Raw genomic sequence first — 13050 nt, forward strand, 5'->3', positions numbered from 1 at the left:
CGCCATCAACCGGGCGCCGTCAAACGGGCGTTCCTCAGCCGGTGATGATCTTCACCGGACGTCCGGGCTGGATCGGCGTGCCCGGGGGAAGGTCGTTGATGATCCGGAACAACTCCTCCGCGTAGGGCTCCCGCGGCATCTGGCGGACGAAGCTCTCCACGCTGTCGCCGGGGCGGGCGGTCTGCACGCGGATGCGCCGGGGCTGGTAGGACGCCGCCTCCTGCCGGGTCAGCCGGCGGAAGCTGCCGGCGGTCTGGCGGAAATCGGCGTCGAAGCGGGACAGCGCGCCGCCGGGGGCCAGGAAGGTGAAGCGGTAGAGGGTGCCGGAGTCGGCCCGGATGGCGACCAGCCGCACGTCCACCGCCCCGGCGTCGGTCTTGCCCTGGGTCAGCGCGGTGGCCGCCGGCATGCCGTTGACGGCGAAGGATTGCAGGTCCCGCAACGGCGCCCCCTGCGCCCAGGTGCCGCTCAGATAGGCGGCGGGGTCGCGCACGCCCGGCGCCTTGCCGCCGTCGAAGACGATGGCGCCGCCGTTCGGCCCCTTGGCGATCACCTGCTGCGCCCCGTTGAGCAGGCTGTAGCCCTGCGGCACGTCGAAGGCGATGCCCAGCTCCGGGTGGGCGAAGGTCCGGCCGCGGACGAAGCCGTTCTCCGGGCTGTCGCCGTAGATCACCCCGTCCATCGCCGCCATGTAGGGATCGACGGGCCGCGCCCCGCGGGGCAGCTCGCGGGCGATGGCCGCCGCCTCGTCGACGCGCGACGCGGTCTGCGGGTGGGTGGCGAAAAAGTCGAAGCCGCCCTCAGACGCCCCCTTGCCGGCGCGCAGGCCGGAATATTGGGTGTCGCGGCGCATGGTCTCCAGGAAGGTCGCCATGGCGAAGGGGTCGTAGCCGGCGCGGTGCAGATACTCGATGCCCAGCCGGTCGGCCTCCGTCTCCTGGCCGCGCGAATAGCGGGCGAGCAGGGCGGTACCGCCGATGTTGGCGATCTGCGCCAGCTCCGGGCTGCCCAGCACGAGGCCGATGCCGGCGGCGAGCAGCCCGGCGATGGTCTGGTTGGTCTGCCGCGCCTGGCCATGGTGGGCGATGACGTGGCCGATCTCGTGCCCGAGCACGCTCGCCACCTCCGCCTCGTCCTTGGCGAGCGCCAGCAGGCCGCGGGTGATGTAGACGTAGCCGCCGGGCAGGGCGAAGGCGTTGACCACGTCGCTGTCCAGCACGGTGAAAGTCCAGGGGCCGGAACGGTCGGTCTGGGCGGCCAGCCGGTTGCCGATGTCGGTGATGTAGGCCTGCAGCCGCTGGTCGGGGTAGGCCCCGCCATACTGGGCGAGGATCTTGGGATGCTCCTGCGCGCCGATCGACTCCTCGCTGCCGCCGAGCAGCTGGGCGCTGGCCGGGGCACAGGCCGAGGTGAGCAGCAGGACGGCCAGCCCCGCGGCGGCGATCCGGCGCAGCGGGGATGGGGACGATGGTTGTTTCTGACGTCCCCTCTCCCCCCTGGGGAGAGGGTCAGGGTGAGGGGGGTGCGCTTGTGCCCGTGGCGCCACGCGCATTCCCCTCACCGGCCCTCCGGGCCACCCTTTCCCTGGGGGAGAGAGGGTTGGATCGGCCGATTGCCTTGGCGGAGACAGGGAAGACGGCTTGCGTTTGGTCGTCGGTTCGGGCGTCATGAGTCGTCATATCGGAAGGGGGTTCGCAGGGATCAAACTCCCCATGATCAAACTCCCCATCCGCACCGCCTGTTCCACCGCTCCATCCCCGCACCCGCTATGCCGCGCCGCCTTCTTCCGCTGACGCTGTCCGCCCTGCTGCTGATGGCGAACACCGCCGGGCCGCCGGAGCTGCGCGTCGCCGCTGTGACCGACGGCGCCACGCTTCTGCTGGAGGACGGGCGCAGCCTGCGTCTGGCCGGCATCGAGCCCGCCGCACCGCCCATGGGGGCGGAGCCGGGCGACCACTGGCCGCTGGCCGAGGCGGCGCGGCAGGCGCTGGCGGAGCTGGCCGTCGGGCAGCGCCTGAGCGTGCGGGGGGAGGCGCGGACCGACCGGCACGGCCGCCTGCTGGCCCAGGTGGAGCGCGGCGACGGGCTGTGGCTCCAGGGCGAGCTGCTGGCCCGCGGCCTCGCCCGCGTGCACACCCGGCCCGACGCCCGCGCCCTGGCCCGGGAGATGCTGGCGGCGGAGGCCGGCGCGCGGGCGGCGGAGCGCGGCATCTGGCGGACCCGCGCCTACGCCGTGCGGCCCGCCGACCCCGACGCGCTGCGCCGGGACCGCGACAGCTTCCAGATCGTCGAGGGGCGGGTGCTGCGGGTGAGCAAGGCCGGCGGCGACGCCTATCTGGATTTCGGCGAGGACTGGCGGACCGACGTCACGGTGCACATCGGGCGGGCCGCCTTCCCGGCCTTCGTCGCCGCCGGCATCGACCCGCTGTCCTACGAGGGACGGACCGTCCGGGTGCGCGGCTGGGTGGGCCTGCGCGCCGGCCCGCTGATCGAGGCGACCCACCCCGAGCAGATCGAGCGGCTGGATGGCGCCGGCCCGCCCCTCCGCGCTTCACGACGCCATCCATCCCCGCCGCCGGAGCCTTCCGACGACGAGGAGGAGTGAGCCTGTGGCGGACAGCGGACGGGCGTCCTACACTTGCTTCCATTCGGCCCGGACTGACAGGACCTCTTCATGCCCCGCAGCGAGCTTTTCCCGCCCATCGACCCCTACCAGACCGGCTTCCTGCCCGTGGACGAGATCCACACGCTCTATTGGGAGCAGTCGGGCAACCCGCGCGGCGTGCCGGTGCTGTTCCTGCATGGGGGGCCGGGGGCGGGCGCCTCGCCGACGCACCGGCGTTTCTTCGACCCCGGCCATTACCGCATCGTCGTGATGGACCAGCGCGGGGCGGGCCGCTCCACTCCGCTGGGCGAGGTGCGGCGCAACACGACCGAGCTTCTGGTGGAGGACGCCGAACGGCTGCGCCGCCATCTGGGGATCGAGCGCTGGCTGCTGTTCGGCGGAAGCTGGGGATCGACTCTGGCGCTGGCCTACGGGCAGACCCATCCGGAGCGCTGCCTGGGGCTGATCCTGCGCGGCATCTTCCTGATGCGGAAGACGGAGATCGACTGGTTCCTCTACTCCATGCGCACGATCTTCCCGGAGGCCTGGGCCACCTTCGCCGGCCACATCCCGCCGGAGGAGCGCGGCGACCTGCTGGAGGCCTACTGGCGGCGCCTCAACGCGCCGGATGCGGCGACCCGCATGGCGGCGGCGCGGGTGTGGAGCATGTACGAGGGCTCCTGCTCCTCGCTGCTGCCCTCGCCGGAGCTGATCGCGACGAGCGCGGAGGACACCCACGCGCTGGGCCTCGCCCGCATCGAGGCGCATTACTTCCGCTCCAACCGCTTCACCCCGGAGGACAGGCTGCTGCGCGACGTGCACCGCATCCGGCACCTGCCGGGGGCGATCGTCCAGGGCCGCTACGACATCGTCTGCCCGATCGCCAGCGCCGACGAGCTGCGCCGCGCCTGGCCGGAGGCCGATTACCGCGTGGTGCCCGACGCCGGCCATTCCGCGATGGAGCCGGGCATCCGCGCCGCCCTGGTCCAGGCGACGGAGCGGTTCAAGGAGTACCGGTAGGGGGAGGGGCGCGCGCCGGCCCCCTCATACCTCGCCCGCATTCGCTCCCCCTTGCGTTGCGGCGTGGCCGCGCGTATAACCCTGCGCTCCAACGGGCGGCGAGGCCGGGTCCGAGACCCAGGGCATGCCCAACCGTCAGTCGGGAACATCCAACGCAAGGATTGAAAATGCCCAAGCTGAAGACGAAGAGCGGCGCCAAGAAGCGCTTCAAGGTGACCGCGTCCGGTAAGGTGCGCGCCCAGGCGGCTTTCAAGCGCCACTGCCTGGAGCAGAAGAGCCCGAAGATGAAGCGCAACGCGCGCGGCATGATGACCCTGGCCGAGCCGGACCAGAAGATCGTGCTGAAGAACTGGCTGCGCAACGCTTGATATCGTAAGGGAATCTGAACCATGGCTCGTGTTAAGCGCGGCGTCACCACGCACGCCCGTCACCGCAAGATCCTGAAGCTCGCCAAGGGCTACCGGGGCCGCAACTCCAAGAACTTCCGCATCGCGATCGAGAAGGTCGAAAAGGCCCTTCAATACGCGTATCGCGATCGCCGCAACAAGAAGCGCGATTTCCGCGGCCTGTGGATCCAGCGCATCAACGCCGGTGTCCGCCAGTACGGCCTGACCTACTCGCGCTTCATCAACGGCATCAAGCTGGCCGGCATCGAGATCGACCGCAAGGTCCTGTCGGATCTGGCCGCCCGTGAGCCGGAGGCCTTCAAGGCCATCGTCGATCAGGCCCAGGCCGCTCTCGCCTCCAAGGCCGCCGCCTAAAGGGTTCGCCGCGCAAGCGGAAACCCCGGTCCGGCGCCGGACACGAAAGAAGGGAGCCGTGCCTCTGGGCCGGCTCCCTTTTTCTTTACGCTCGCACTTCCTTATGGCTCGCGGGAAATGACATGCTCGATGCGCTGAAAGACGAACTCCTGTCGCAGGTCAACGCCGCTGGCGACCTCGCGGCCCTCGAAGAGGTGCGGGTCACCGCGCTCGGCAAGAAGGGGCGCATCACCGGCTTCATGAAGGAGCTGGGCGGGCTGTCGCCCGACGAACGGCGCGAACGCGGCCAGCAGCTCAACGCGCTGAAGGACGAGATCGCCGCCGCCATCGACGGCCGCAAGGCCGACCTCGCCCGCGCCCATCTGGAGGCCCGCCTCCAGGCCGAGCGGATCGACGTCACCCTGCCGGTCCGTCCGGAGACCGAGGGGCGCATCCACCCGATCAGCCAGACCATCGACGAGATGGTGGCGATCTTCGCCGAGATGGGCTTCAGCGTCGCCGAGGGGCCGGACGTCGAGGACGACTTCCACAACTTCACCGCCCTGAACTTCCCGCCGGGCCACCCCGCCCGCGACATGCACGACACCTTCTATCTGCCGGACGCCGGGGATAAGAAGATGCTGCTGCGCACCCACACCAGCCCGGTGCAGGTCCGCACCATGCTGAACAAGAAGCCGCCGATCCGCATCATCGCGCCGGGCCGCACCTACCGGTCCGACTACGACATGACCCACACCCCGATGTTCCACCAGATCGAGGGGCTGGTCATCGACGAGGCGACCCACATGGGGCACCTGAAGGGCTGCCTGATCGAGTTCTGCCGCGCCTTCTTCGACGTGGACGACCTGCCGCTGCGCTTCCGCCCCAGCTTCTTCCCCTTCACCGAACCGTCGGCGGAGGTGGACATCGGCTGCTCCCGCAAGGGCGGAGAGCTGAAGCTCGGCAACTACGGCGACTGGCTGGAGATCCTCGGCTGCGGCATGGTGCACCCCAACGTGCTGGAAGCCTGCGGCATCGACAGCACCAAGTACCAGGGCTTCGCCTTCGGCATGGGAATCGAGCGCGTGGCGATGCTGAAATACGGCATCCCCGACCTGCGCACCTTCTTCGAAGCCGACCTCCGCTGGCTGAAGCATTACGGCTTCGTGCCGCTCGACGTTCCCAGCATGGCCCAGGGCCTGACGCGCTAAAGGAGCCGGACCCATGAAGTTCACGCTGTCCTGGCTGAAGGACCATCTGGAGACCGACGCCACGCTCGACCAGATCGTGGAGAAGCTGACCGCCCTCGGCCTGGAGGTCGAAGGGGTGGAGGACCGCTCGAAAGAGCTGAAGCCCTTCCGCGTCGCCCACGTCGTCTCCGCCGAGAAGCACCCGGACGCCGACAAGCTGCGCGTCCTGGTCGTCGACACCGGCACCGAGAAGCTCCAGGTCGTCTGCGGCGCGCCCAACGCGCGCGCCGGCCTGAAGGGCGTCTTCGCGCCGGAGGGGGCCTACATCCCCGGCTCCGACATCACGCTGAAGAAGGGCGTCATCCGCGGCGTCGAGTCGAACGGCATGATGTGCTCCGAGCGCGAGCTGAAGCTGTCGGAGGAGCACAACGGCATCATCGAGCTGCCGGACGACGCGCCGGTCGGTGTCGCCTACGCCGACTACGCCGGCCTGGGTGACCCGGTCATCGACATCAGCCTGACGCCGGACCGCGCCGACTGCGCCGGGGTGCGCGGCATCGCCCGCGACCTCGCCGCCGCCGGTCTGGGCCGGCTGAAGCCGCTGGCGGCGGAGCCGGTGAAGGGTGCCTTCGCCAGCCCGTTCGGCGTGACCATCGAGGCGCCGGACGCCTGCCCGATGTATGTCGGCCGCTACTTCCGCGGCGTGAAGAACGGCCCGTCGCCGAAGTGGCTGCACGACAAGCTGGTCGCCATCGGCCTGCGCCCGATCTCCGCGCTGGTCGACATCACCAACTTCATCACCTTCGACCTGTCGCGCCCGCTGCACGCCTTCGACGCCGACAAGGTCAAGGGCGGCATCGTCGTCCGCATGGCCCGCGAGGGCGAGACGCTGGCGGCGCTGAACGGCAAGGAATACCCGCTCGACCCGAGCATGACGGTCATCGCCGATCATGAGCGGGCCGAGGCGCTGGGCGGCATCATCGGCGGCGAGGCGTCGGGCTGCACCGAGACGACGGTCAACGTCTTCCTGGAGGCGGCGATCTTCGACACCGTGCGCACCGCGCAGACCGGCCGCAAGCTGGGCATCGAGTCGGACGCCCGCTACCGGCTGGAGCGCGGCGTCGATCCGGCGGCGGTCGTGTCGGGGATGGAGCGGGCCACCCGCCTGATCCTGGAGATCTGCGGCGGCGAGGCCTCCGACCTCGTGATCGCCGGCGAGGAGCCGCAGTGGCGCCGCACCCTGACGCTGCGTCCGGGCCGAGTCGCCGCCCTGGGCGGCGTCGAGGTGCCGCGCGACGAGCAGACCCGCATCCTGGTCGATCTCGGCTGCGAGATCGTCGGCGAGGATGCGGACGGCACCCTGCGCGTCGTCCCCCCCTCCTGGCGCGCCGACATCCACGGCGAGGCCGATCTGGTGGAGGAGGTGCTGCGCATCCACGGCTTCGACGCCATCCCGGCCACCCCGCTGCCGCGCGACAGCGTGCTGACCCGCCCGGCCCTGACCACCAAGCAGCGCCGCGTCGGGCTGACCAAGCGCACGCTGGCCGTCCGCGGCCTGTCGGAAGCGGTCACCTGGTCCTTCATGGCCGGTCCCGTGGCCGAGCTGTTCGGCGGGGTCGGCGAGGGGCTGACGCTGGTCAACCCGATCAGCGCCGACCTCGACGTGATGCGCCCGTCCATTCTCGGCAACCTGATCCAGGCCGCCGGGCGCAACGCCGACCGCGGTTACGCCGACGCCGGCCTGTTCGAGGTCGGCCCGGCCTTCCGCAAGCCGTCGCCGGACGGGCAGGACATCGTGGCCGCCGGCATCCGCGCCGGCAACGCGGTGCCGCGCCACTGGGCGGAGAAGGCCCGCGGCGTCGACGCCTTTGATGCCAAGGCCGACGCGATGGCCGTGCTGGAGGCCGCCGGGGCGCCGGTGACCAACCTGCAGGTCACCACCGACGCGCCGGGCTGGTACCATCCCGGCCGCTCGGGCGTGCTGCGCCTCGGCCCGACGGTGATGGCCCGCTTCGGCGAGATCCACCCGACCGTGCTCGGCACGCTGGGCGTCAAGGGGCCGGTGGTCGGCTTCGAGGTGTTCCTCGACGCCATCCCGCTGCCCAAGAAGAAGGGCGGCACGGCGCGTCCGCTGGTCCAGCTCTCGCCCTTCCAGCCGCTGGAGCGCGACTTCGCCTTCGTCGTCGGCAAGGATGTCGAGGCCGACAAGCTGATCCGCGCCGCCAAGGGCGCCGACAAGGCGCTGGTCAAGGACGTGACGGTCTTCGACGTCTACCAGGGCGCGAATCTGGAGGAGGGCAAGAAGTCCGTCGCCCTCTCCGTCACGCTCCAGCCGACCGAGCGCACCCTGACCGAGCCGGAGATCGAGGCCATCGGCCAGAAGATCGTGGCCGCGGTCGCCAAGGCGACGGGGGGCAGCCTGCGCACCTGAAGCGTGCGCATCCAAAGGCTGCGAAACCGAAGAAGAACTCAATTTCGTAAGACAAAGTTCGGGCCTCCGCCGCAAGGCGGAGGCCCATTGTTTTTCGGTGTCCAGATGGAACGGCTCCCGATCTGGACAGTTCAAAGGATTGTTCCGGACCCGACATGTTTGGATTCGCAGAGCACGCTGCGGTCCGTTGCTTGGAATGGGTTTCCGCACCGCATCCGTGCGTGCCTCATATGCGCTTTTTCAGAGTTGAATAGAGTTTGTCCATCAGATAAAGCGAATGAACATAAGTTTGCAAAACATGCGTCCGTATTGTCTCGATGCTGCGCATCGCTGCCTATAAATTTCAGAAATGGAATGTTTTCTTTCCACGATACATGGCAGACATTCCAAAAAGTTTGTTAGGCAGATATTTCGATTTTTTTAATAGTTTTCATTCTTCTTTGAAGCGGTCAGCGGAAAAACGGTGCGGGGCGCCCTGGCCCCGTCGCCCTCAGACCTGGTGAAGAATCCGATGGTGAGCTTAACGAACGACCACGCCAAAACCGCCTCCGTCCTCGCCATGACCGGGGATGCCGGCAATGGTTCGGTGAATGGCGGCGGCGCGCTCCGCCGCGAGGATGACGATGGGGAAGCGCCGGCCGAAGCCAGCCGGCTGGTCATTGTCGTGGACGACGACCGGTCGATCGTGGAAGGGCTGGCGCTGCTTCTGGAGGCCTGGGGCTACGACGTGCTGACCGCCCTGTCGCTGAACGAACTGGCGCAGCGGCTGCCGCAGGCCCCCGGCCGTCCGGGGCTGGTCCTGGCCGATCATTTCCTGCCGGCGGGAGGCACGGGCGCCCAGGCGGTGGAGATGGTGCGCGCCCATGTCGGCGCCCCGGTGCCCGCCCTGATCCTGACCGGCGACACGATGCCGGAACGTCAGGCCGAAGCCGCCGCCCTGGGCTGCCGGCTGCTGCACAAGCCGGTGCAGATCGGTCCGCTGAAGGACATGGTGGACACGCTGATGAGCGGCGCCGGCTGACGATGCCCGGGGGGATGGGGCGTCCGCCTCATTCCCGGCGCAGGCTGCCGGACACCGACAGGAAGGCCTCCACCACCAGCGGATCGAACCGGCTGCCCGACAGGCGGCGGATCTCGGCCACCGCCACGTCGTGGTCCAGCGCCTTGCGGTAGGGGCGGTCGCGGGTCATGGCGTCGAAGCTGTCGGCCACCGCGACGATGCGGGCGCTCAGCGGGATGGCGTCGCCCTTCAGGCGGTCGGGATAGCCGGTGCCGTCCCAATTCTCATGATGCGACCGGGCGATCTCCGCCCCCAGATGCAGATGCGTCCGTCCGTCGGACCGCTGGCTCGCGCGGTCCAGCAAATCCCAGCCCGTGGTGGTGTGGGCCTGCATGACGGCCCGCTCCTCCGGGGTCAGCGGCCCGGTCTTGCCGAGAATGGCGGGGTCCAGCGTGGCGTTGCCGACGTCGTGGAGGATGGCGGCCAGACCGACCGACTCCAGGAACACCGTGTCGAGGACGGCGGGATAGCGCCCCTCTTCGGCCAGCCGGCGGGCGATGCGGTCGGTCACCAGGGCGATGCGCGGGCCGGTCTCGGCCTCCGCGCCGGGATGGCCGGCGCGTTCGGCCAGATCGGCCATGGCGATGACCGTGTGCTCCTGGCTGCGCCGCAGCTGCTCGTAGAGGTGCAGGTTGTCGAAGCCGACGGAGATCTTGCGGCAGAACACCTCGATCAGGTTGCGGTCAAGGTCCGACAGCGGCCGGTCGGAGCTGAGATAGACCACGTTCTCGCGGTCGTTCGGCGTCCGGATGTAGAGCGTGCAATGGTCGGCGGCGTAGCGGTTGCTGCGCGACTCCAGGCAGCGCTTCACCTCCGCCAGAACGGCGGGCTCGACATGGTTGGCCGCCGGCTCGTCGATCAGCGTCTCGAACCGGCCGGAGCCGGCCAGGACGTACAGCCCGTCCGCCGCGCCGTTGATGACCGGGCCGCGCTGCACGCACAGGATGGCGTCCGGCCCGACGCCGAGGATGCCCGAGAGCTGCGTCAGCACCCCGGCGGCGAACAGCTTCATGGAGCGCGCCTGGAACAGCGACGACGACGCCTCGATGATCTTCTCCAGCCCGCGCCGGTTCATCTCGATCGCCATGATGTCCTCGTAGGAGCGCAGGGCGGCGACCGTGGTGGTGAACAGCTGCTGGGCGGTGAGCTGCGTCTTGGCCTTGTAGTCGTTGATGTCGTAGTCGAGGATCACCGCGCGCTCCGGCGCCTGGCCGGGCTGGCCGGTGCGCAGGATGATGCGGACGTGGCGGTTCTTCAGCTCCTCCCGGATGTGGTGGACAAGCTGCAGCCCGGCGTCGTCGGTCTCCATCACCACGTCCAGCAGGATGATGGCGATGTCCTCCTCCTGCGCCAGGATCGTCCGCGCCTCCGCGGCGGAATAGGCGGAGATGAACTGGGCGGAGCGGCCCTTGTAGGCGAAATCGGCCAGGACGAGCTTGGTGATGGAATGCACCTCCGGCTCGTCGTCCACGATCATCATCTTCCACCGGTTCCCGGTCACCGGCGACCCGGTTTCGCCGTTGCCGTCGCCGTCCTGGTCGTCCAGAAAAAGGAACTCGTCGTCGGAGTCGGTCATGGGCAAAGCCTGGGGCGGAGCGGGCGGGGGAGTAAGAAAGATTAACATGGCACGGACGCGCCCGCCTACCACCACGATCGATGCATTTTCGTCGAAAAAGCTCAGCAATTTACCGGGTGCGGCGAGTTGCTGCCGCTTGGCGGACGGCGCCGCCGGGGGTCAGAAGGTCTCCAGCTCGATCACCCAGCAGTCCATGGAACGCTGCGCCAGCGCGCCGCAGACGTTGTCCACCTGCGTCCGGGTGAAGGGGCCGACGCCCATCTGGTAGGTGGTGCGGGCGCCGCGGAAGACCGGCCAGACCATCGGCGGCAGGTCGCGGTAGGCCGTTCCAGGGCCGTAGGTGAACTCCTGCCAGGCGCGCAGCCCCTCGGCGTGGCTGACATACTCGCCGAGCCGCGCGGCGAACAGCGCCCCCGGCTCGATCGGCGGCATGCCGGGCAGCGGGTAGGGGGCGACCACCCCGATCAGCCCCTCGGCGGTGGCGACCGCCCGCGTCCGGCCGGGCATGCCCAGCGTCACCCGCCCGTTCGCGGAATCGATCAGGCTGACCACGTCGCCCTTGCGCAGGGTGAAGCTGCGCCGCTTCTTGTTGTCGAGGATCTCCGTCGCTTTGATGGCGTCCGCCGCGACGACATAGCCCTGGGCCGGCACCTGGGCGGCGATCTCCCACGCGCTGCGCGGCACCACGGCGGCGCTGCGGTGGATGACCGGCGGCTTGCCGGTTGCGGGGGGCGACCCGCCGGCGTTGGCCCCGGCGGCGGTGGCGCCCATGGCGGCGGTGATGGAGCGCGAGACCATCAGCGCCGGGTCCAGCGAATCGGAGGGCACATAGCCGATGGGCTGGCCGCCGATGGCGACCTCCGTCCAACTGGTGCCGCGGGGCGTGCCCAGCGCGTTCAGCGCCTTGCCGCGCGGCAGGGTCTGGATGATGCGGGCGTCGGCGTTGGGGCCGATGCGCACCTCGATGTCGCGGTTGAGGACCACCTCGCCGGTCAGCGGCGCGCCGATGGCGACGGGACTCTGCGCCAGGGCGGCGTCCGTGGCGAACCACATCGTCGCCGCGGCCAGGATCAGCCGCAGCGCCAGGGCGCGGAAGGCGGTGGTGGAACGCGTGCGCACGGCGGTCGGCCCCTTTGGAGGAAGGGCCATTTTGCATCGGTCCGGCCCGCCGGGGCAACCCGGCGCGTGCGCGCCGGGACGGATGTCACGGAGCGGCACGGTCGGTCAGGCCGCCCGATTCCCGCCCACCAGATCGTGGATCGCCTCGGCCAGCAGGCGGACCGGCTTGGCGGCCATGCCGGGGGCGCGGTGCAGCGCGATGTCGATGTCCGGCAGGTCGGGGAAGCCGTCCGCCGCGGTCAGCCGGCGCAGGCTGTGCGGAACGGTGCATTCCTCCATGGCGGTGACGCCGAGCCCGCCGAGCACGGCGCCGTGCACCGCCACCACGCTCTTGCTGATGAAGGCGACGCGCCAGCCGCGCCCGATGCCCTCCAGAGCCGCGACGGCGAGGTCGCGCACCACGCAGCCCTTGGGGAACAGCGCCAGCGGCAGCGGGTCCTCGCGCTCGATGGGGATGGAATCGGGCGCGGCGGGGCGCGGCGGGGCGACCCAGGCCACCGGCTCCCGCCGCACCAGTTCGCCGCTGCGGCTGTCGGGGTGGCGGGTGACCAGAGCGAGGTCGTAGCGGCCCTTGTCGATCTCCGCCACCAGATCGGGGCTGTTGTCGCAGATCACCTCCACCGGCACGTCGGGGTAGGCGGCGGCGAAGCGGGCGAGCACGCCGGGCAGCAGCATCGTGGCGTAATCGTCCGGCGTGCCGATGCGCACGCTGGCGATCGAGGCGGGCCGGCGCATCAGGGCCAGAACCTCGTCGTTCAGGGTCAGCATCCGCCGGGCGTAGGTCAGCAGAAGCTCGCCCTCCCGGGTCAGATGGACGCTCTTGGTGTCGCGCTGGAAGACGCGGGTGCCCACCACCTCCTCCAGCCGGCGGACCTGCTGGCTGACGGCGGCCTGGGTGCGGCCCAGCGTGTCGCCGGCACGGGTGAAGCTGCGCGCGTCGGCGACGGCGACGAAGGCGCGCAGAAGGTCGGTGTCGAGGTTGGCCGGCATGGTCACGCATTCAAGCAGAGGGGGCGCGCGGGTTCAACGCGCGGAAGGACCATCACGATCTGTGATGAACCTCATAAAGCCTATTCGTTTCCAAGATTTTTCGCGCGGGCGCAGGGTGCCCTCCGATCTTGGGAGGACGGAGCGATGGGCGTGTTCGACGCGATGACGACGGTGGTGCTGGAGGCCGGACGGCTGGACCGCGAGGAGAAGCGCCGCCCGATGACGGTGACGGCGGCAGCGCCGTCGCCGTGGCGCTTCCGGCTGCCGCGGATGCCGGCTCTGCCGGTGCTGCTGCTGACGATCCTGGTGGCGTGAGGGC

The 13050-nt window shown here is 70.0% G+C and carries 12 protein-coding genes; 8 read left to right on the forward strand and 4 right to left on the reverse strand.

The features are described 5' to 3' along the window. Positions 1-34: 34 nt before the first annotated feature. Positions 35-1552 (reverse strand): M48 family metalloprotease, encoded by a 1518-nt coding sequence (locus D3869_RS08625; RefSeq protein ID WP_137139710.1) that lies wholly within the window; start codon positions 1550-1552, stop codon positions 35-37. A 216-nt stretch (positions 1553-1768) separates the two neighbouring features. Between D3869_RS08625 and D3869_RS08630 the strand changes: the two genes are divergently transcribed. From D3869_RS08630 to D3869_RS08660, 7 genes are all read left to right on the forward strand, one after another. Beyond that, positions 1769-2605 (forward strand): thermonuclease family protein, encoded by an 837-nt coding sequence (locus tag D3869_RS08630; RefSeq protein WP_137139711.1) that lies wholly within the window; start codon positions 1769-1771, stop codon positions 2603-2605. Between the two features lie 69 nt (positions 2606-2674). Then, complete coding sequence (gene pip / locus D3869_RS08635; protein WP_137139712.1) at positions 2675-3625, forward strand: prolyl aminopeptidase; 951 nt, start codon at positions 2675-2677, stop codon at positions 3623-3625. 167 nt (positions 3626-3792) lie between these two features. Beyond that, positions 3793-3993, forward strand: coding sequence for a 50S ribosomal protein L35 (gene rpmI, locus D3869_RS08640; protein WP_094301526.1), 201 nt, complete (start codon positions 3793-3795; stop codon positions 3991-3993). 21 nt (positions 3994-4014) lie between these two features. Then, a complete protein-coding gene (rplT, locus tag D3869_RS08645) occupies positions 4015-4386 on the forward strand; it encodes a 50S ribosomal protein L20 (protein ID WP_014238729.1) in 372 nt (123 codons plus the stop codon). 122 nt (positions 4387-4508) lie between these two features. After that, positions 4509-5576, forward strand: coding sequence for a phenylalanine--tRNA ligase subunit alpha (gene pheS / locus D3869_RS08650; protein WP_014238728.1), 1068 nt, complete (start codon positions 4509-4511; stop codon positions 5574-5576). Between the two features lie 13 nt (positions 5577-5589). Next, a complete protein-coding gene (pheT, locus tag D3869_RS08655; protein WP_137139713.1) occupies positions 5590-7986 on the forward strand; it encodes a phenylalanine--tRNA ligase subunit beta in 2397 nt (798 codons plus the stop codon). Positions 7987-8497: 511 nt separating this feature from the next. Further along, a complete protein-coding gene (locus D3869_RS08660) occupies positions 8498-9007 on the forward strand; it encodes a response regulator (RefSeq protein ID WP_247895598.1) in 510 nt (169 codons plus the stop codon). A gap of 28 nt (positions 9008-9035) precedes the next feature. On the opposite strand, the gene D3869_RS08665 is transcribed toward D3869_RS08660, so the two are convergent. The 3 genes from D3869_RS08665 to D3869_RS08675 form a co-directional block, all read right to left on the reverse strand. Then, positions 9036-10622, reverse strand: a complete 1587-nt coding sequence (locus D3869_RS08665) for a DUF3369 domain-containing protein (protein ID WP_137139714.1) — start codon at positions 10620-10622, stop codon at positions 9036-9038. 159 nt (positions 10623-10781) lie between these two features. Further along, on the reverse strand, positions 10782-11741 hold the full coding sequence (locus D3869_RS08670) for an SH3 domain-containing protein (protein ID WP_137139715.1): 960 nt from the start codon (positions 11739-11741) through the stop codon (positions 10782-10784). Positions 11742-11846: 105 nt separating this feature from the next. Then, positions 11847-12731 carry a LysR substrate-binding domain-containing protein gene (locus D3869_RS08675; protein ID WP_137139716.1) on the reverse strand — a complete coding sequence of 295 codons (885 nt, stop codon included), beginning with the start codon at positions 12729-12731 and terminating at the stop codon, positions 11847-11849. 144 nt (positions 12732-12875) lie between these two features. Here D3869_RS08675 and D3869_RS33025 point away from each other — a divergent pair, with 144 nt between their 5' ends. Beyond that, a complete protein-coding gene (locus tag D3869_RS33025; protein ID WP_175426424.1) occupies positions 12876-13046 on the forward strand; it encodes a hypothetical protein in 171 nt (56 codons plus the stop codon). Positions 13047-13050 lie beyond the last annotated feature (4 nt).

Origin of the sequence: Azospirillum brasilense, from assembly GCF_005222205.1 — a bacterium.
Lineage (GTDB): Bacteria > Pseudomonadota > Alphaproteobacteria > Azospirillales > Azospirillaceae > Azospirillum > Azospirillum brasilense_G.

Bases quoted from the DNA above. Each gene is read 5' to 3' on its own strand.
- rpmI (WP_094301526.1), top strand. From the start codon at position 3,793: ATGCCCAAGCTGAAGACGAAGAGCGGCGCCAAGAAGCGCTTCAAGGTG.
- D3869_RS08675 (WP_137139716.1), bottom strand. From the start codon at position 12,731: ATGCCGGCCAACCTCGACACCGACCTTCTGCGCGCCTTCGTCGCCGTC.
- rplT (WP_014238729.1), top strand. From the start codon at position 4,015: ATGGCTCGTGTTAAGCGCGGCGTCACCACGCACGCCCGTCACCGCAAG.
- D3869_RS08625 (WP_137139710.1), bottom strand. From the start codon at position 1,552: ATGCGCGTGGCGCCACGGGCACAAGCGCACCCCCCTCACCCTGACCCT.
- pheT (WP_137139713.1), top strand. From the start codon at position 5,590: ATGAAGTTCACGCTGTCCTGGCTGAAGGACCATCTGGAGACCGACGCC.
- D3869_RS33025 (WP_175426424.1), top strand. From the start codon at position 12,876: ATGGGCGTGTTCGACGCGATGACGACGGTGGTGCTGGAGGCCGGACGG.
- pheS (WP_014238728.1), top strand. From the start codon at position 4,509: ATGCTCGATGCGCTGAAAGACGAACTCCTGTCGCAGGTCAACGCCGCT.
- D3869_RS08630 (WP_137139711.1), top strand. From the start codon at position 1,769: ATGCCGCGCCGCCTTCTTCCGCTGACGCTGTCCGCCCTGCTGCTGATG.
- D3869_RS08660 (WP_247895598.1), top strand. From the start codon at position 8,498: ATGGTGAGCTTAACGAACGACCACGCCAAAACCGCCTCCGTCCTCGCC.
- pip (WP_137139712.1), top strand. From the start codon at position 2,675: ATGCCCCGCAGCGAGCTTTTCCCGCCCATCGACCCCTACCAGACCGGC.
- D3869_RS08665 (WP_137139714.1), bottom strand. From the start codon at position 10,622: ATGACCGACTCCGACGACGAGTTCCTTTTTCTGGACGACCAGGACGGC.